At 45.0% G+C, this 17908-nt stretch carries 14 protein-coding genes, 2 tRNA genes and 1 pseudogene; 9 read left to right on the top strand and 8 right to left on the bottom strand.

Annotation, left to right across the window (positions count from 1 at the left end):
• Window positions 1–149 precede the first annotated feature (149 nt).
• Both NXX38_RS17240 and NXX38_RS17235 read left to right on the top strand, forming a co-directional pair.
• Window positions 150–236 (top strand) — tRNA-Ser (locus tag NXX38_RS17240).
• A 66-nt stretch (window positions 237–302) separates the two neighbouring features.
• A tRNA-Glu gene (locus NXX38_RS17235) sits at window positions 303–377 on the top strand.
• A 149-nt stretch (window positions 378–526) separates the two neighbouring features.
• On the opposite strand, the gene NXX38_RS17230 is transcribed toward NXX38_RS17235, so the two are convergent.
• The gene (locus NXX38_RS17230) at window positions 527–1264 is read right to left on the bottom strand and encodes a DUF3845 domain-containing protein (protein ID WP_074559704.1); all 738 of its coding nucleotides are present in this window, start codon (window positions 1262–1264) and stop codon (window positions 527–529) included.
• 106 nt (window positions 1265–1370) lie between these two features.
• On the opposite strand from NXX38_RS17230, the gene NXX38_RS17225 reads away from it, so the two are divergent.
• The gene (locus tag NXX38_RS17225) at window positions 1371–1955 is read left to right on the top strand and encodes a Crp/Fnr family transcriptional regulator (RefSeq protein ID WP_074559707.1); all 585 of its coding nucleotides are present in this window, start codon (window positions 1371–1373) and stop codon (window positions 1953–1955) included.
• Between the two features lie 2 nt (window positions 1956–1957).
• On the opposite strand, the gene NXX38_RS17220 is transcribed toward NXX38_RS17225, so the two are convergent.
• The 3 genes from NXX38_RS17220 to NXX38_RS17210 all read right to left on the bottom strand — a co-directional run bounded on the left by NXX38_RS17220 (window position 1958) and on the right by NXX38_RS17210 (window position 6620).
• A complete protein-coding gene (locus NXX38_RS17220; RefSeq protein WP_074559709.1) occupies window positions 1958–2860 on the bottom strand; it encodes a helix-turn-helix domain-containing protein in 903 nt (300 codons plus the stop codon).
• Between the two features lie 92 nt (window positions 2861–2952).
• Entirely contained in the window at window positions 2953–4695 is a 1743-nt protein-coding gene (locus NXX38_RS17215) for a bifunctional UDP-sugar hydrolase/5'-nucleotidase (RefSeq protein WP_258980395.1), read from the bottom strand.
• Window positions 4692–6620: a HAMP domain-containing sensor histidine kinase gene (locus tag NXX38_RS17210; protein ID WP_074559723.1), complete on the bottom strand. Its 1929-nt coding sequence runs from the start codon at window positions 6618–6620 to the stop codon at window positions 4692–4694. Before NXX38_RS17210 ends, NXX38_RS17215 begins: the two co-directional genes overlap by 4 nt.
• Before the next feature lie 118 nt (window positions 6621–6738).
• Between NXX38_RS17210 and NXX38_RS17205 the strand changes: the two genes are divergently transcribed.
• The gene (locus tag NXX38_RS17205) at window positions 6739–8871 is read left to right on the top strand and encodes a Tex family protein (RefSeq protein ID WP_148367346.1); all 2133 of its coding nucleotides are present in this window, start codon (window positions 6739–6741) and stop codon (window positions 8869–8871) included.
• Here the strand turns inward: NXX38_RS17205 and NXX38_RS17200 are convergent.
• Window positions 8843–9740: pseudogene (locus tag NXX38_RS17200) on the bottom strand (CPBP family intramembrane glutamic endopeptidase). The gene NXX38_RS17205 and the pseudogene NXX38_RS17200 overlap by 29 nt on opposite strands.
• Window positions 9741–9843: 103 nt before the next feature.
• On the opposite strand from NXX38_RS17200, the gene NXX38_RS17195 reads away from it, so the two are divergent.
• Window positions 9844–10893 carry a leucine-rich repeat domain-containing protein gene (locus NXX38_RS17195; protein ID WP_217723623.1) on the top strand — a complete coding sequence of 350 codons (1050 nt, stop codon included), beginning with the start codon at window positions 9844–9846 and terminating at the stop codon, window positions 10891–10893.
• Window positions 10894–11100: 207 nt separating this feature from the next.
• Here the strand turns inward: NXX38_RS17195 and NXX38_RS17190 are convergent, their stop codons facing one another.
• The 3 genes from NXX38_RS17190 to NXX38_RS17180 form a co-directional block, all read right to left on the bottom strand.
• Entirely contained in the window at window positions 11101–11202 is a 102-nt protein-coding gene (locus NXX38_RS17190; protein WP_167511929.1) for a smalltalk protein, read from the bottom strand.
• Between the two features lie 113 nt (window positions 11203–11315).
• On the bottom strand, window positions 11316–11792 hold the full coding sequence (locus NXX38_RS17185; protein ID WP_148367953.1) for an N-acetylmuramoyl-L-alanine amidase: 477 nt from the start codon (window positions 11790–11792) through the stop codon (window positions 11316–11318).
• 53 nt (window positions 11793–11845) lie between these two features.
• Entirely contained in the window at window positions 11846–12361 is a 516-nt protein-coding gene (locus NXX38_RS17180) for an HU family DNA-binding protein (protein ID WP_167511927.1), read from the bottom strand.
• Window positions 12362–12654: 293 nt separating this feature from the next.
• Here NXX38_RS17180 and NXX38_RS17175 point away from each other — a divergent pair, with 293 nt between their 5' ends.
• The 4 genes from NXX38_RS17175 to NXX38_RS17160 all read left to right on the top strand — a co-directional run bounded on the left by NXX38_RS17175 (window position 12655) and on the right by NXX38_RS17160 (window position 17841).
• The gene (locus NXX38_RS17175; RefSeq protein ID WP_148367949.1) at window positions 12655–12900 is read left to right on the top strand and encodes a DUF4248 domain-containing protein; all 246 of its coding nucleotides are present in this window, start codon (window positions 12655–12657) and stop codon (window positions 12898–12900) included.
• A 502-nt stretch (window positions 12901–13402) separates the two neighbouring features.
• Window positions 13403–13639 carry a hypothetical protein gene (locus NXX38_RS17170; protein ID WP_167511925.1) on the top strand — a complete coding sequence of 79 codons (237 nt, stop codon included), beginning with the start codon at window positions 13403–13405 and terminating at the stop codon, window positions 13637–13639.
• Window positions 13640–13767: 128 nt separating this feature from the next.
• Window positions 13768–15960, top strand: a complete 2193-nt coding sequence (locus NXX38_RS17165; protein ID WP_258980390.1) for a VapE domain-containing protein — start codon at window positions 13768–13770, stop codon at window positions 15958–15960.
• A 129-nt stretch (window positions 15961–16089) separates the two neighbouring features.
• Complete coding sequence (locus tag NXX38_RS17160; protein WP_258980389.1) at window positions 16090–17841, top strand: ATP-binding protein; 1752 nt, start codon at window positions 16090–16092, stop codon at window positions 17839–17841.
• The last annotated feature ends 67 nt before the right edge of the window (window positions 17842–17908 follow it).

Here is a 17908-nt window from a genome sequence, read left to right as displayed (position 1 = left end):
TCGAAAAAAAATTCCTCCGTTTAACATTTGAAACATAGCAGGTTATCTCATTTTACAAAAAACACGTAAAAAAATCTTGCTAAAAGATTTGCGTAGTCCAAAAGTTCCCCCTATATTTGCACCGCATTTGAGAGAGAATGCGGGTTCAAGGAAGTTTGGGTGAGTGGCTGAAACCACCAGTTTGCTAAACTGACGTACTCGTAAGGGTACCGGGGGTTCGAATCCCCCAGCTTCCGCAAAATCTCAAAATAAAAAAGAGCTAAGTTTTGTAGACTTGGCTCTTTTTAAATCTATCAAATTCCGGTGGGTTCGTCTAACGGTTAGGACACATGCCTCTCACGCATGTAATACGAGTTCGATTCTCGTACCCACTACCACTTGATTATCAGCCTCTTACAAACAAGTAAGAGGCTTTTTTATTGCCTTATATCTATATCAAAGTATCGTTTTTAGGCGTTATAAATGGGTATTATTAAAAAAAATGGTGCAAATTTTGCGTAAATTTTCATCTCGCATAATTATCGCGCTATCCCATTAATGGACTCTCTTTTTCTTTATAGATCTCGAAGTAAGATTCCTTATCAATCCTCAACCGGACTCTGTCCTCCCTTTTCTGACCTGCCAGATTCACAAACAGATTGAAATACAGTTGGCTGAAAGAAAGGTTGGAACGGTCATAAGTTATATCGAACGTCCAAGTTCTGCGGAAAGAATCGAACGTAGCATACGATTGTTCACCCCCTTTACACATAAACACTTCCGGGAAAGACGTAGGAGGATAAGGCTGGAATAAGCCGGCTAATTGAGCATAAATATAATCAATCATCCATTCATCTCCTGTTAAGGTCAATTCTCCTTTTAAACGGAGTTTGATGGCATAACTGGCAGTCACGTCAGGCGAAGTATAAACAGGGACCTGGCTTTCTGCCGGATAGTTGCCGTCTTTATACCCAAGACTCATCGTTAGTTTGGATTGACCGACACCATTAAAACCACTCACCTCCTGATCCGTCAACCGGTTTTTCAGACTAACCATAAATGTCAATTTACCGAGCGTCGGATCACCCGGATATTGCGCGAGCGTGTCCAGTACATAATCTTCGGTATTATAACTACGGGCTATCAAATCACCCTTTCCAGCCTCCAAAGCCGGACCGCCTCTTTCCACATCCACGTTGCCAACCGGATAATAAATAGCATCATTATCCCTTACACAACCACTAAAACAGAACAGCAACACTGCCAACTTTATTATCTTATTCATTATCAACTACATTTTGATTTTGCGGACAAATATACATCTTTTTTGTACCACACATGATTTATGTCAACCGTTTTTAGTATTTTTGCACACACCAAGACAAAAAGACATGGATACACTATTAAGAGATACCGTAAATGCTGTTGTTAATTCCCGCTTTCCGGAAATGAGCATAGAAGGAAGACGGCAGATAGAAAACATATTGATCCGTGAAGAATTTCCCAAAGGAGCAATAGCGCTGAATGAAGGAGAAGTAGCTCACGAACTCGTTTTTGTTGGCAAAGGTATGCTTAGGCAGTATTATTACAAAAATGGAAAAGACATAACCGAACATTTCTCATACGAAGGCTGCATCGTGATGTGTATCGAAAGTTTCTTGAAACAAGAACCTACGCGGCTGATAGTGGAAACTCTGGAACCTTCCATCATTTACCTATTCCCCCGTGATATGATACAAAAGTTGGCAAGAGAAAATTGGGAGATCAATATGTTCTACCAGAAGATACTGGAATACTCCCTAATCGTATCGCAGATTAAAGCAGACTCCTGGCGTTTTGAATCCGCCCGCGAACGCTATAACCTCCTGCTCGAAACACATCCGGAAATCATCAAACGTGCACCTTTGGCGTACATCGCCTCCTATCTTCTAATGACACCGGAGACATTAAGCCGTGTACGTTCCGGTGTTTTATAAATTTAGCGGCTTTTCCGGTATTCCTTAGGAGACATACCGGTGTAATGTTTGAAATATTTTCCAAAGAAAGACTGGTTTGCAAAATTCAGCCGGTCGGCAATCTCTTGTATATTCATACTTGAAGAATTCAGAAGTGCTTTCGCCTCCAGAATCACCAATTCGTCAATCCACTCTCCCACTGTTTTCCCACTGACCTCTTTCACTACTCCCGAAAGATGCTTCGGTGTCAGACATAACTGATCGGCATAGAATTTCACACTGCGTTCAGACTGGTAGGACTCTACTAAAAACTCATAGAAACGTTCAAAAATATATTCTTTCCGACTTTTATTCTTCACTGTGACAGTATTGGCAGGTACATGGTTATTAAGAATATTATACAGTTCGAAAAAGAACCCCTGCATCAATCCCATCACAACCTCTTTACGGTACACCCCCTCCTTATTTCTCAATCTCTTCCTGATAAACATATGATATTCCTTCACAACCTCCTGCTCGTGCGAGTGAAGGGCGAGACACGGATAGTCTTTCAGATAGAGAAATAAGGAAAGCACATTCCCTATTTTAGGCAACACCTCCAACATATTCTTTGACACAGCAAAAAATATTCCCTTAAAATCGGGACTAAAGCACCGCTGTTCAATAATCTGGCTGGGCAACGCTATCACCATCAATCCGGGAGACAACTCAAATTCACGCAAACTAATATTAAATGCACCAGTACCTTCCAGGCAAAGCCCTACAGTCAGCACTTCCAGTTTGGTAGGTCCATTATACAATGATATAACGCTCTCCGTATCGAAAAGTGCTATATCATTATCCATAACATCAATATGGTCGGCATCTATATGTTTGGAATGAACTACCGAAGAAATACCTATTTTAGGAACACTCTGAATATCCATACTCTCTCTTTTTGCGACAAATATACCAGCATTTAATCAGATACACAAGCCATTCAGGAGTATTATCGGACATAATGAACACTTTTGACTACTTATTGAACAGACCGGAATAGATATTCATAATCACGTCTGGCAGCCGGCACTGTCCATTTCTCCGGAACAAACTTCCACTGATTCAGGGCTTTGGGGTCCATCTTACCTTTCTTTTCGATATAATTCATCAAATAGAAACGAAGGTCTTTATCCGTAGAGAAAATAATACGGTCTTTCAATTTCTCCTGCGGAATACCCGATCCTTTCGTCAACAGTTCTCCACCGCCATTACCACGATAAGAATTTAAGGCCACTTTATATATCTTATCCATACGGAAAGGAGAACCGTCGGCCATACTCGTAATCGTAATCTTTTCTCCCTGCGGTTTAGTCACGTCCACCGTATAAATAATGCCGGAAGCCGAGTCGAAATTAAAACTGAAGTTCCGGAAAGAAGCCCTGTCTTCCGCACCTTCCCGAGGTTTCTCCTTGAACCAGAGCAGATGATCTTCCGGTGACTTCATCCGGTTCGTCCACATATAATAAGACATCTCCAGAAACTCCTTAATCTCCTTCCCGGACAACGTCATCACGTACAACATATTCTCGTACTTATATAAGTTGAACATATCACTGACAAACACATCCCCCTTCTTTATCTCCGCATCAAACGAAAGCGGAGCGGCAAAAGAGATGTCAGCTCCGGTAATGTCGAGCTGTAAGGTATGTATCAAATCGATAAAAGCGGAAGGACCGAAGAAAGCAGGACGAGTAGAGATACTCTCGGTAAAAGTTCCGATCTTCTTGGATACAAACTTCTGCACCGCCTCATATTGCGGAGCAAAATACTTCATGAAATCCTCGCTGATTCCGTAAGTTTCCGTCTCCGTCAACTCCCCCTTGATATCCTTGCTCTGCACCTTTCCATCTTTCAATTTCAAGGTCACATCGATATTAGACAATACAATTCCATTGCTGGCCGGATCGATAATCAACACCGAATCTCCGGCCACGTTCATCACCTTCTTACATTCGCGGGCATGATCGTGTCCCATCAATACAATATCGAATCCCGGGACATTCTTCGCAACGTTGAGAGAAGCATTCTCATTGTATTTACCCGACATTTTGAAAGCCTCCTGTCCGGCATGAAACAATCCGATCACTACATCGGGATTCTCTTTTTCATGGATAATCTTCATCCATTTGCGTGCCGTCTCTTCCATATCGTCGAAACGCAACCCTTTCCACAGATTTTCAGAAAGCCATGCAGGGATGGCAGGAGTAATCATACCCAATACCACGATCTTCACCCCCTCACGTTCCAACACCTTATAAGGAGCCAGATGGGGCTTTCCCGTAGACGTATCAATGATGTTGGCACCCAACACAGGGAAGTCACAAGTGGCTATCCAACGGTCGAACACGGCACGCCCCGTTTCCACATCATGGTTTCCCATATTGCCGGCATCATATTTCATATAATTCATCATTTCCGAACAAAGATGAGGAGACACCGTATCTATATAATTATAGTAATAGGCAGTAGGCTGCCCCTGCAAAATATCACCATTATCCAGCAATATCAGATTCTCTTTATACTGTTCGCGCTCCTTCTGCACGAAAGAATAAATACGTGCCAGACTCCCCTTCCACTCGTGACGGGTTATAAAATTGTAAGGATAATAATTACCATGTACGTCACTTGTTTCCACAATCTTCAGCTTCACTACCTTTTCCTGCGCCGCAACAGACAGTACGAGACAGAAAAGCAAGCCATAAATAAATCCTATTCGTTTCATTCTTTTTCTATATTTAGCGGATGCGAGAATACGAACCGTGCCCCACCGGTATAGTCAGGGTCGATCCATATACTTCCTCTCCATTTATGCACAATCAATTTACAGATAGACAATCCCAATCCGGTTCCCTGGGCATACTCATTCAATTTTTCAAAACGCTCGAACACAAGTCCCTGTTTTTCTTTCGGGATGCCGCATCCGGTATCCGTTACCGAGAAAATAGCCATTTGCTTTTCCTCATTCACAGAAAAGTCCAATGTAATCTTCCCGCCTTTCGTAAATTTGTCAGCATTGGACAGCAGATTAATGATTACCTGTTGCATACGCTGCACATCCGTCACCATCCGGAAAGTTTCAAAAGAGGTGGAAAACAAGAACTGATTGTCCGACGACTGCCGTGAAAAACTAACAGAGGCAACCACCTGACTACACAATTGCACCACATCACATTCCTCCCACGTTAAAGTCACCCGATTAGCCTCCAGACGTGAAAGATCGAGAATATCATTAATCAGACGAAGCAACAAATCCGAATTGGTTTTGATAATCTGATAATAAGACTGCTGTTCATCCTCCGTGCTATCACCCATTGCCAGTACATCCGAGAAGCCGACAATCGAGTTCAACGGTGTCCGTATCTCATGACTCATATTAGCAAGGAAAGCACTCTTCAGACGATTAGACTCTTCCGCCCTGTCTTTCGCTACACGCAAATCCTTCTCCGATTTCAGAAGCTCGTCTTTCAAACGTTTCGTACGGAAATAATAGAAGAGAGAGATACATAAGCCAAGTACCAGAATCACGAACAAAGCACAAGCAGACCATATCTGATAAGTATATTGCTGATAGAACGAAACCGACTGGTTGACAAGCTGCACTTTAAAAGGCAACACATTCGGGTGCAGCCCCCACTCTTTCACCTTCCGGCTATCCAATACCGCTTTGCAGCCGATGACCGAAAGATGCTTTTCCGTATCCTCCGGATGCTGATCCATCCGTATAGATTCCAGAGCCATTTCTCCTCCCACTTTCCGATAATCGGGCAGCACTCCTCCTATCGCCCAATAACCGAGACTCACCGATGAAGGAGTAAAAGCCGGGATGGTAGGAGTAGCTTCCATCATGGCATACGTAGCATTTCGCATGAAATACCCTTCGTTCATGTCCACACGCCACGTTCCCACCAAGATAACTGTGTTTTCGGGCAGCTGTCTCAATTCCTCAACGATGGTATAAATAGAATGTGTCCGGCCGTCCATCAGAATCAAATCCAGATCGGGGAAGTTCTTCATTTCTTTTCGCACCAACGCTTGCATGGTCACCCCGCCATAAGTATTGTCCGAGATAAAAGCAATGTGTTTCGTTTTCGGGTAGAAAGCTTGAATCATGCGGATATTACCTTCTATATTATATTGGTTGATAAATCCCGATTCCAGTTCGGGAATATCCAGATGATCCTCAAATATATCGATAGATTCGGGCATCCAGCGATCAAGGTTTTTCACCGTATCTTTCGGCAATATCACCACATTGCTACTGGCCAGACTGCACATCACAGGCACTTTCACCTGCATTTCATCCCTCTGCGACAAATAAGCAGCCCATGCCTCCTGTCCCAACAGGATAATTTGCGCCGGATGCTTTTCCCCCTGATATTTAGCCAGAATCTGCGTCATCATTTCGCTCCATAACGGAGCTTCCGAGAAGCTTTTACAGTTCATGTTTTCGATGATAATGTCGCGCTGTCCCCCCAATTTACTATATTCATCCATATAATCGGAAATAGTGACCGAGGTTTGATGCGCAGCCGGATTATAGGAGCAAATAATCAGAATAGGTTTCTTATCTTTAGAGACAGCCAATACTTCCGTTGACTGCAGAAGCCAAAGGAAACAGATAAAAAGATATCCAAGACGTCCCAGCATAATCATGCAGTTTTGATGTGTTAATTCATTAATTAAGTTGCAAATATAGTAAAACTTGTCGGGTTTAGCAGATTAATATGTATTTTTGTCGCTCATTTACTCTCAAAAAATACAAATTATGGAATTATTTCACAAGATGATTTCCGGTTTTTTGGGTATACCGGAAAGACAAATAAGTAGTACGCTCCATCTTTTGGGTGAAGGTGCTACGATTCCCTTCATCAGCCGTTACCGTAAAGAAGCCACCGGCGGACTGGATGAAGTGCAGATAGAGCAAATCAAAGAGCAACACGATAAGTTGTGCGACATAGCCAAACGGAAAGAAACGATTCTCGGCACCATCAACGAGCAGGGAAAACTGACTGCCGAACTGGAGAAACGTATCAACGACACTTGGAATCCTACGGAACTGGAAGACATTTATCTTCCTTATAAACCCAAGCGGAAGACACGTGCCGAAGTAGCCCGTCAGAAAGGGTTGGAACCGCTTGCCATCCTCCTGATGTTGCAAAGGGAAAACAACCTTAGCGCTAAGGCTGCCTCCTTCGTGAAAGGAGACGTGAAAGATGTGGAAGATGCCCTGAAAGGCGCCCGTGACATCCTTGCAGAGCAGGTGAACGAAGACGAACGTGCCCGCAACGCGGTACGTAATCAGTTCAGCCGTCAGGCAGAGATTAGTGCCAAATTGGTGAAAGGAAAAGAGGAAGAAGCAGCGAAATACCGGGATTATTTCGATTTCTCCGAAGCACTGAAACGCTGCACGTCCCACCGCCTGTTGGCCATCCGCCGGGCAGAGTCGGAAGGCCTGCTGAAAGTATCTATCCAACCCGACGACGAGGCATGTATCGAACGCTTGGAACGTCAGTTCGTACGTGGCAACAACGAGTGTAGCCAGCAGGTGGGCGAAGCTACGGTCGATGCTTACAAGCGTCTGCTCAAGCCCTCCATCGAAACAGAATTTGCCGCTCAATCCAAAGAAAAAGCCGATGAGGAAGCGATTCGGGTATTCACCGAGAACCTCCGCCAACTTCTTCTCGCCCCTCCATTGGGACAAAAACGGGTGCTCGCCATCGACCCCGGATTCCGTACGGGATGTAAAGTTGTCTGCCTCGATGCGCAAGGCAATCTGTTACATAATGAGAATATCTATCCGCATCCTCCGGTGAACAAAACAGGAGAAGCTGCTTCCAAACTCCGTAAGATGATTGAGGCCTATCAGATAGAAGCCATCTCCATCGGCAACGGAACGGCAAGCCGTGAGACAGAAGATTTCATCAACAGCCAGAGCTTCGACCGTCAGATACCCGTGTTTGTAGTCAGTGAACAGGGAGCTTCCATTTATTCGGCTTCGAAGATTGCCCGCGACGAGTTTCCCGATTATGACGTAACGGTGCGTGGAGCAGTCTCCATCGGCCGCCGCCTGATGGACCCGTTGGCAGAATTGGTGAAGATAGATCCTAAATCCATCGGTGTAGGTCAATACCAGCACGATGTAGACCAGACAAAGCTGAAAAAAGCACTCGATCAGACCGTAGAGAATTGCGTGAACCTGGTCGGCGTAAACCTGAATACGGCAAGCAGCCATCTATTGACTTACATCTCCGGACTGGGACCGCAACTGGCTCAAAACATCGTCAACTACCGGGCGGAAAACGGAGCTTTCGGTTCGCGGAAAGAATTGATGAAAGTTCCGCGCATGGGCGCCAAGGCTTTCGAACAGTGTGCCGGATTCCTCCGCATCCCCGGAGCCAAGAATCCGCTGGACAACACCGCCGTGCATCCGGAAAGCTACCACATCGTAGAGCAAATGGCCAAAGACCTGAAATGTACCATCGACGAACTGATAGCTGACAAGGAACTCCGCCGGAAGATTAACATCTCCGCCTACATCACCCCTACCGTCGGCCTGCCCACCTTACAGGACATTCTGCAGGAACTCGACAAGCCGGGACGTGACCCGCGTAAGGCTATCAAAGTCTTCGAGTTCGACAAGAACGTGCGCACCATAGCCGATTTGCGCGAAGGAATGATTCTTCCGGGCATCGTAGGCAACATCACCAATTTCGGGGCGTTTGTCGATATAGGTATTAAGGAGAACGGACTGGTGCACCTCTCGCAATTAGCGGAACGGTTCATTTCCGATCCGACGGAAGTGGTATCCATCCATCAACACGTCATGGTCAGAGTGATGAATGTAGATTATGACCGGAAACGGATTCAGCTTAGTATGATCGGGGTACCGCAAGACTGATTGCTTCTCTTTTTTCTCCCCACCACACAATTAGAATCGTAAAAACAATCATAAGTACTGTGCAAATGAGCGAGCCTTCAAAACCGAAGGCTCCGCCATTCAGTACGTTTTCTTCGGGCATACGCAAAGTCAGCATGCTCGTCGTGAAATTATTTCCGCTTACCTGATAACCCAGAATCGGACCCTGAATCCAATTCCAGAAAAGATGAAGAGAGATAGGGAAACACAGATTACGGGTATATAGATAGGAAGCACCCAGCAGCATACCGGCAAGCAATAGATTTAGCATCGGCAGGAAAGCTATTTCCGGATTAAAGATATGCATAAACGCGAATAATGCCGACGAGATGAAGAGTGCCAGGAATTTATTCATATTGGTATGGAAGCAGACGTCCGAGGATATAGCCGCGCATCAGAATTTCTTCAAACAACGCCACTAACAGGAAAAACACCCACGACCCCAATAAATCCAACGGCTTAAACTGGAAACCGGTGACTTCTATTTCTCCCAAAACAACAGAGATTCCGAAACCCAGCAAATAGAGCAAGATTGCCACCAGGAGGCCATACCACAGTCCGTTGGTATGTCCTTTTAGGGAAAGTCCCAAATCAGAAAACGGACGACGTTCGAGACGAAGCAAGATGACGGCGGCAGTAAGAACGGCCAAAAGCATACCGGCCTCCACGAAAATATACCCTACTACTCCCGGATGGCGAGCCTCCACTCCAAGAACCAACGACAGGCCTCCGCTGACCAATGTCCCATACAATCCAATAAATATGAAAAGTACCACAATAAACAGCGGGATACATGCCCACACAGGAAGTCTTTTGGGTTCTTTCTTCCCATCTATGTTGTCTGCCTCCATTTTTACAATTTGTTAATCCGGCTACAAAATTAGATATAAAACATAAAAAAACATCATGTATTCTCTATTTTTCCTATATTTGTCAGAACAAATCTACAAAATTATGAAAATTAAACTACTATTGATAAGTTTCTTACTGGCCGCTAATGCATTAGGAGCCGCCGCCCAAGTGAGTAAGACGTATTATGTGAGTAAGCCCGGTACGCTGATTTCCATGATGACTGAAGAGGAAGCCAACAGTGTCACCCACCTCACACTGACCGGAAAACTGAATGCAGAGGACTTCCGGCATCTCCGTGACGAATTTGCCAATCTGAAAGTATTGGATATTTCGAACGCGGAAATCAAGATGTACAGCGGAAAAGCCGGTACTTATCCCAATGGAAAATTCTACATTTATATGCCGAACTTCATCCCTGCCTATGCTTTCTCGAATGTGGTAGGCGGAGTGACCAAAGGTAAAGCCACACTGGAAAAAGTGATCCTTTCCGAGAAAACGAAGAATATCGAAGATGCTGCCTTCAAAGGCTGTGAGAATCTGAAAATCTGCCAGATCCGGAAAAAGACAGCTCCCAACCTGCTGCCGGAAGCATTGGCAGACAGCGTTACCGCCATCTTCGTTCCTCTGGGCAGCAGCGACGCTTACCGCTACAAAGACAGATGGCAGAATTTTGCTTTCATCGAAGGTGAACCGGTAGAGACTACCCTGCAAGTGGGTGCAATGGGTAAACTGGAAGAAGAGATCCTGAAAGCCGGACTGCAACCCAGAGACATCAACTTCCTCACCGTTGAAGGGAAACTGGATAACGCTGACTTCAAACTTATCCGCGATTATATGCCGAATCTCGTATCGGTTGATATTTCCAAGACAAATGCAACGGCTATCCCCGACTTCACTTTCTCGCAGAAGAAGTATCTGCTGAATATGAAATTACCTCATAACCTGAAATCAATCGGACAGCGTGTATTTAGTAATTGCGGCCGTCTGTGCGGCACGCTGGAATTACCGGCCAGTGTAACGGCTATCGAGTTCGGTGCTTTTATGGGATGCGATAATCTTCGCTACGTATTGGCTACGGGGGATAAGATCACAACACTGGGAGATCACTTGTTCGGGGAGGGAGTTCCGAGTAAGTTGGTTTATAAGAAATAAAAGAGTTACCCGATCTAAATAAAAAATTATATACGCTTCAAAAACACAACAGTAGACGTACGAAACTTGAATTACATTATTGTTTTATAATATGTATGAATATGAATAGGCAAGATTGCCAATAATATGAAAACTAAAAAATAAATACAAAAATCAGTAACTAAAAAGGGCGGGAAGTAGTGCACGTACTTCCCGCCAAAATATAGGTTACAGATTCATCGCATTCGCACCAAATACGCCTGCTACTGCCGAAGCCACCGCAATGACTACCTTTAAAATAGTATCCCAAAGGGATCTTTTGACTGCCATAACTTTACACACCTCCTTTCCACGCTCTTTAGTTCACCACAGAGGACACAGAGGGCACAGAGGAATATTTATTTCCCTTCTCCGTATACGCTGCGGTGGTTTGTTTTTTTATACTAATTTTCCTCCGTGTCCTCTGTGTCCTCTGTGGTGAAACCTTCCGCTTTCACCTCAAAACACGGACACGCTTTAATCCATTCTTCCGGTTCTATTTCCCCGTTTCCGTTGCGGTCGGGACTTAAATCCCGGTGACCGCACACCCGGCTACCGGGGAAAGTCTCAAGCAATTGATGTACAAGCAAATGAAGTGTTGCCCGTTGTTCCGGTGTCCGCGTGTCCGCCGGACGACCATGACAGTCCAGCCCACCTTCATAGCAGATGCCTATCGAACAAGCGTTGAATCCTTTCACGTGCGCACCGATGCGTTCAATCGGTCGGGTGATGTGCACCGTTCCGTCTTTGCGGATGTAGTAGTGATATCCTGTTCCGTTAAATCCACGCCGACGGTGTTGCGTTTCCAGATCATCCGGGGTGAGCGAACGGTCGGCACGGGTGGCGGAACAGTGAATCACGATCAAATCAATCTTTCTCATTATAGTGCCACTGTTTTTCTTATCAGTTGTAAGCATTATCTACGCTCTATGGCTCAAGCTGCCGGATCCGGAGCTTCACCACCGCCATCACCACTACCTCCACCGGAGTCTCCTCCTCCACCTTCTTCACCGGAATCTCCACCTTCGGTTTTCTTTTTCTTGGGTGCATCGAGGTCAAGAAACTCGATTTTCTCACCGGCACGGGTAGATGTCAGATTAGGACGGACGCTGCTGGAAGGACGGAAATTGATATTCACGCTCCTGATGTTCTTCATCGTACACTCTTCTTTCGTATCCGCCCCCAGTGTGGTAGCGGAAAGACTGAATACACCGAAGTCGCGGATATTGACGGACTTACCGTCGAACAACGCTGCACGCATCGCTTCAACAAGATTGGTTAGCACACTCTGGATATCGCCCAGCGACAAGGAACTTTTCTCTTTCATCGTGTAAGCGAGTTTATCCAGGTCTACACTCTGTCCCTGCGTCACAAGTTGTGGGTGATACTTCACCACCCCATCAACCTCTCTCGGATCTTTACGACCCATTCTTTTAAATGGTATTGCCATGATAAATTAAAAATTGAGAATTAAAAATTAAAAAATAAATGTTACAGATTGCGGTTAGCGCAATGGTATCGGAAGAGAGGAACGAGCTCTGTTTCTTTTCTTTCGATACCTCAAAGGTAGTGTATTACAGGGGAATGGAATGACGTACTTTGTCTCCGATTGGCTTACTTCGTCTTACTTTCATTTAGAATGTATTTACTTTCATTCAGAGTGATTTTATTTTACTTATACATTTGGAGTTCCTATGGATTTTTTGTATATTTGGAATACTATAAACATAATTTCCCGAAGATATGAAAGCTGAAACTGAAGAGGCGGCGGAAGAGCCGTTTGTCATACGTCCGTATTTGAAATCGGAGCTGGCGCATTTATATAATCCTTATGTACCGTTGGTGTATGCCATGCGGAAAATGAGGGAGTGGATCAGAAATAACAATGAACTATATGACGCAATGTATAGTGGCGGTGAAGGAAAAAACGACCACGCTTACAGCGCAAGGCAGGTACGGCTCATTGTGAAGTATCTCGATGAGCCATGAATCTCTTTATGGCAAGTGCTGATTAGCTATAATGAAAATAAAATTAGCTATAATGAAATCGAGATTAGCTATAATGAAAATGAAAGCGGCTATAAGGGATTCTGTGCAACACACAGCATCTTGAGGATAAACAGGCCATATGAGTTTTCTTTATATAATAATGTCCACGTGCGCAGGCGCGGGAGAATATTCTTTTAGATAGAAAAAAGCGTGTATTTGAGGGTGAGGGGTTCACCCTCAAATACACGCTTTTTCCATCAAATAAAATCTATAAAGAGAATAAACAACATAAGTAAATGATAGGAACAAAATAAAATGTACCTTTGCGTCTTTTTAAAACAACATTTTTTAACAACATTGAAATAACACTTAAAATCATGAGAAAAAAGACATTTTTTCCGAAGGCTTCGTTTACCTGAACAAGCAGGCTATAACGCTCGAAAAGGGAGAATTCCCCCAAGTATCCCAGTTTATCACACAAACGCTTGACACCGTCAATAATTTGTATAACAACAGGATAGATGTAAGTCCGCGCGAACGCAAGAAGTATCTCCTTCCCTTTGTCCATCTCTGCTATGATCACGATTCTCCTTTTAACACTAAAGGTCCCAAATTCTTTGCACAATTGTTGTTTATGACTGTTAATTTCAAGAAATATGATGATTCGGACGAATCATTAAGCGTAGAAGAGATTGACTATGAGATACAAAGACTAAAAAGAACGCTTTTTGACGATTAACATTTAAGAGCCGACTGTTAAAAAACTGCTTTTTGAGTACCAAAAGCAGTTTTTTTTTATCTACAGGAAAAGCCGTCCTTTGCAGTGTGTTAATATTGACACGACTTAAATTCATATCAACAAATCAAATGGAAAATATCGTAATAACCACATACAGAGGATTATCACTTGTATCAGGAAATATCAGCATCCGGCAACTGTTCGAATTTATCCGGGGAGATGTCTATCGGGACAGAATCCGGAGACTTCGGGAAGCAATGGAGGCGGGAGACACGGTGAAAGCAGACCGTATGAAGAAGCAACTGCCCTACCGCACCATCACGGCCACTTACGTAAAGGAAAGACTGGCTTACAGCCTAGACAAGTATCAGGACATCATCACGGTCGACTGTGACGATATGCCGGCAGAAAAGCTCCCGGAATTCCGCCAACTGGCGAACGATTGCCCCGACACATTAGGAAGCTTCATCAGTCCCCGCATGCACGGGTTGAAAATCTTTGTCTACCTCACCGGCAAAGAGGCGGAAGCCTTACGTGCCGAACTGAACGCGCTGGGAACCGTCGACTTCCCTACCCTCGAACGATATCACCACCGAATGTACGCCCTGGCAAGCAGCAAATACGAAACACTGCTCAATACCAAAGTAGATACAAGCGGAAGCGATCCGGGACGCGGATTCTTCGTGTCGCATGATCCGGACGCTTTCTTCGCTCCCGAACGACTGGAAAACGTAAAGCCGCTGACCGTAAAAGTGACACTGCCCACCGAGGAAGAGTGCAAAAACAAGAAACGCAAAAATCCGGCAAAACGTTCTCCCCTCCTTCCCGTGCAGGAGAACGCGTCGCCCATCGACCTGCAAGTGCAACTCGACTTCCGGAAAGCGCTGGAATACACCCAACGCAAAGAACGTCTGGAGACAGGCAACCGGGACAATTTCTTCTATTGTCTGGGCAACCAGTGTTACCGTCGGCATATCACGGAAGAGGAAGCCGTCAGTCTGGCACACAGCCATTTCGGCGAACTCCCCGATTTCGACCTCGAACTCCCCCTGCACAATGCTTACCAATATACCTCAAAGACTGACTGTGCGGAAGAAGAAGAGAAAACACCGAGAATCTGCCAGGTAATCAAATTTATGGATGAACACTACGAAATCAGGAGGAACGTAGTGAAAGAGCAAATCGAGTTCCGGAAACTAATACCCGGTGTTCCCCCCACAGAGCTGCCGCCTTTCAGCACACTTCGCGTAAAGGATGTCAACACATTCTATATCAACGCGCAGATGAAGAAGATATACATCTCACAAGCTAATTTGAAAGCGCTGGTAGACTCGGACTATGCCAAGCCATTCAACCCATTTGTCCATTATTTCACCTCACTCGAGGCATGGGACGGGAAAACAGACCACATCGGGCAACTGACAAAAACAGTAAAAGCGGCAGATCAGGCTTTTTTTGAAGACAGTTTCCGCCGCTGGCTGGTGGGAATGGTGGCATGCGCCATCAATGACGAAGTGCAAAACCACCAGTTGATGTTACTCCACGGCGCACAGGGAAAAGGCAAGAGTACCTTTATCCGCCGTCTCCTCCCGCCGGAACTCAAGGATTATTATCGCAACGGCATGATTTATCCCGAAAACAAAGACCATCTCCTGCAAATGTCGTCCTGCCTGATCATCAACCTGGATGAGTTTGACACGCTCTCTCCCGCACGGATGCAGGAGTTGAAAAGTCTCATCACGCAAGATGTGATGAACGAACGGAAGGTTTACGACATCCAGAATTATACGTTCACCCGCCGCGCCTCGTTCATCGCCAGCACCAACAACCCGCACTGCCTGCCGGACATTGGTGAAAACAGGCGTATCCTGTTCAATACGCTTCTGAAAATAGACTATCACACGCCTGTCAACCATCAGGGGATATATGCACAAGCATACGCACTCTACCGGCAGGGATTCCAATATTGGTATGAGAACCAAGAGATTACGTTTCTCAACAACCGCAACGAGGCGTTCCGCCAAAAAGATCCGATGGAAGAGAATCTTTTCTTCTATTTCCGGGCTGCCAGGCCGAACGATATACAGGCGAAATGGTATCCCGCCTCCTACCTGCTGTCGGTATTAAGCGTGAACGGGCGTACACAGGCCAACGCACAGATGAAACAAATGCTGGTCACGGTACTGGAGAACAACCATTTCCACTCACGGAAGACCTCCAACAATGTCACAGAATATTGGGTGGTGGAGTATACACCCCAGGAACGTACAGAAAATTCAATACGACCGCAAGTTCCGGTTCAAAAAGGATTAGAGTTATAATCAATCTGCCAAGCAGCAGTTTTTCTACAAAATAACAGATAAACGGATAAATTAATGGCATTAACGATGTCACATTCATCCGTTTTCCGTATATTTGCTACGATATGAATTAAAGAAAGGAATCGCAATATGATGAAACAAATACCATACGGATTGACGGATTTCGGAGCCATCATCAAAGATAATTTCTATTATGTAGATAAAACCATGTTTATTGAAAAAATAGAGAAGCAACCCCGTTATCTGTTTCTGATCCGTCCCCGACGCTTTGGAAAAAGCCTCACGCTGGCAATGCTGGAAGCTTATTATGACGTTCGTTACGCTGACCAGTTCGACGAATTGTTCGGCCAGCTGTATATCGGGCAACATCCTACGCCGATACATAACCAGTTTCTCATCATGAGATTCAATTTCTCGGAGGTGAGTTCGAATATCAATGAGGTGGAGGAATCTTTCCGGCTGCATTGTTGCGGGAAGCTTTCCGATTTTGTTTACAGGTACGAACATCTGCTGGGAAAAGATATCTGGAAAGTGCTGGATGAAAAAACAAAAGAAGAGCCCGGCGCTTTTTTGTCAGCTATTAATACCTACGCTACCCGCAAGGGAGACATCAAAATTTATCTCCTGATTGATGAATACGATAATTTCACGAATACCATTCTCTCGACTTACGGCACGGACTTATATCGGAAAGCGACGCATGGCGAGGGATATATCCGGAGATTCTTCAATGTAATCAAAGCCGCCACGACGGGAATGGGTTCTGCCCTCAATCGTCTGTTTATCACGGGAGTAAGTCCGGTAACAATGGACGACGTGACAAGCGGATTCAACATCGGCACGAATATCACAACCGATCCCTGGTTTAACGACCTTGTAGGTTTCAGCGAGAAGGAACTGCGCGAGATGCTGGCGTATTATAAGGAGCAAGGCGCTCTTTCCATGTCAATAGATGATGCGGTGGCAATGATGAAACCCAACTATGACAATTATTGCTTCAGTGAGAATAAATTAACGGATTGCATGTTCAACTCGGACATGGTGCTCTATTGCATGAAGTCATTGATATTGCACGGAATCAAGCCAAAAGAGATTGTCGATCCCAATATCCGTACCGACTTTAACAAGCTTGCCTACCTCGTCCGTCTTGACCACGGACTAGGAGATAACTTCTCCGTCATCAAGGAGGTTGCGGAAAAGGGAGAAATAATAACCGAAATTGTCACTCATTTCTCCGCACTGGAAATGACGGACGTGAGCAACTTTAAATCTTTGCTGTTCTATTTCGGACTGCTTTCTATTAAAGGGGTCGATATGATGGGGCGTCCCATCCTGCACGTTCCCAATCTGGTGGTTCGCGAACAGCTATTCAATTTCCTGATTCAAGGATATGCCCGTCATGATATCTTCAAGCTCGACGTGAACCGGTTGCTTACGCTGTTTGAGAATATGTCTTTCAAGGGAGAATGGGAACCGTTGTTCGAATTTGTAGCAGAGGCCATTCGGGAGCAGAGCCGCATTCGGAAATATATAGAAGGGGAAGCTCATATCAAAGGATTCCTCCTAGCCTATCTAAGTATGTTCCGCTATTATCAACTGTATCCGGAATATGAAATGAACAAGGGTTTTGCCGATTTCTTCTTTAAACCCAGTCCGGTGGTACCCGTATCTCCACCCTACACTTATCTGCAGGAAGTGAAGTATGCGAAAGCCGATGCACCGGAAAAGGAAATAAGGACGCTTGCCGATAATGCGCGGGAACAGCTGATTCGCTATAGCAAGGACGAATGCGTGGCGGAAGCTCGTGAAAAAGGGAAACTGAAACTGATTACGATCGTGTGGCGCAGCTGGGAATTGGTGCTGATGGAAGAGGTGTTATAGGGTTATTTGTCGCATGAAATGTGCGGGTGAGTCTTATTAATAAAAAATTAGGCACGGATTACGCGGA

The sequence above is a fragment of the Bacteroides sp. BFG-637 genome (assembly GCF_024793605.1).
Taxonomy (GTDB): domain Bacteria; phylum Bacteroidota; class Bacteroidia; order Bacteroidales; family Bacteroidaceae; genus Bacteroides; species Bacteroides vicugnae.
This window is presented reverse-complemented; position numbering and strand designations above follow the sequence as displayed.

What these genes read in the sequence shown, in the direction of transcription:
- NXX38_RS17185 (WP_148367953.1), bottom strand. Translation starts at nt 11,792, where the DNA reads ATGAGAAAGATTGATTTGATCGTGATTCACTGTTCCGCCACCCGTGCC.
- NXX38_RS17160 (WP_258980389.1), top strand. Translation starts at nt 16,090, where the DNA reads ATGATGAAACAAATACCATACGGATTGACGGATTTCGGAGCCATCATC.
- NXX38_RS17205 (WP_148367346.1), top strand. Translation starts at nt 6,739, where the DNA reads ATGGAATTATTTCACAAGATGATTTCCGGTTTTTTGGGTATACCGGAA.
- NXX38_RS17220 (WP_074559709.1), bottom strand. Translation starts at nt 2,860, where the DNA reads ATGGATATTCAGAGTGTTCCTAAAATAGGTATTTCTTCGGTAGTTCAT.
- NXX38_RS17180 (WP_167511927.1), bottom strand. Translation starts at nt 12,361, where the DNA reads ATGGCAATACCATTTAAAAGAATGGGTCGTAAAGATCCGAGAGAGGTT.
- NXX38_RS17215 (WP_258980395.1), bottom strand. Translation starts at nt 4,695, where the DNA reads ATGAAACGAATAGGATTTATTTATGGCTTGCTTTTCTGTCTCGTACTG.
- NXX38_RS17225 (WP_074559707.1), top strand. Translation starts at nt 1,371, where the DNA reads ATGGATACACTATTAAGAGATACCGTAAATGCTGTTGTTAATTCCCGC.
- NXX38_RS17230 (WP_074559704.1), bottom strand. Translation starts at nt 1,264, where the DNA reads ATGAATAAGATAATAAAGTTGGCAGTGTTGCTGTTCTGTTTTAGTGGT.
- NXX38_RS17210 (WP_074559723.1), bottom strand. Translation starts at nt 6,620, where the DNA reads ATGCTGGGACGTCTTGGATATCTTTTTATCTGTTTCCTTTGGCTTCTG.
- NXX38_RS17190 (WP_167511929.1), bottom strand. Translation starts at nt 11,202, where the DNA reads ATGGCAGTCAAAAGATCCCTTTGGGATACTATTTTAAAGGTAGTCATT.
- NXX38_RS17165 (WP_258980390.1), top strand. Translation starts at nt 13,768, where the DNA reads ATGGAAAATATCGTAATAACCACATACAGAGGATTATCACTTGTATCA.
- NXX38_RS17195 (WP_217723623.1), top strand. Translation starts at nt 9,844, where the DNA reads ATGAAAATTAAACTACTATTGATAAGTTTCTTACTGGCCGCTAATGCA.
- NXX38_RS17175 (WP_148367949.1), top strand. Translation starts at nt 12,655, where the DNA reads ATGAAAGCTGAAACTGAAGAGGCGGCGGAAGAGCCGTTTGTCATACGT.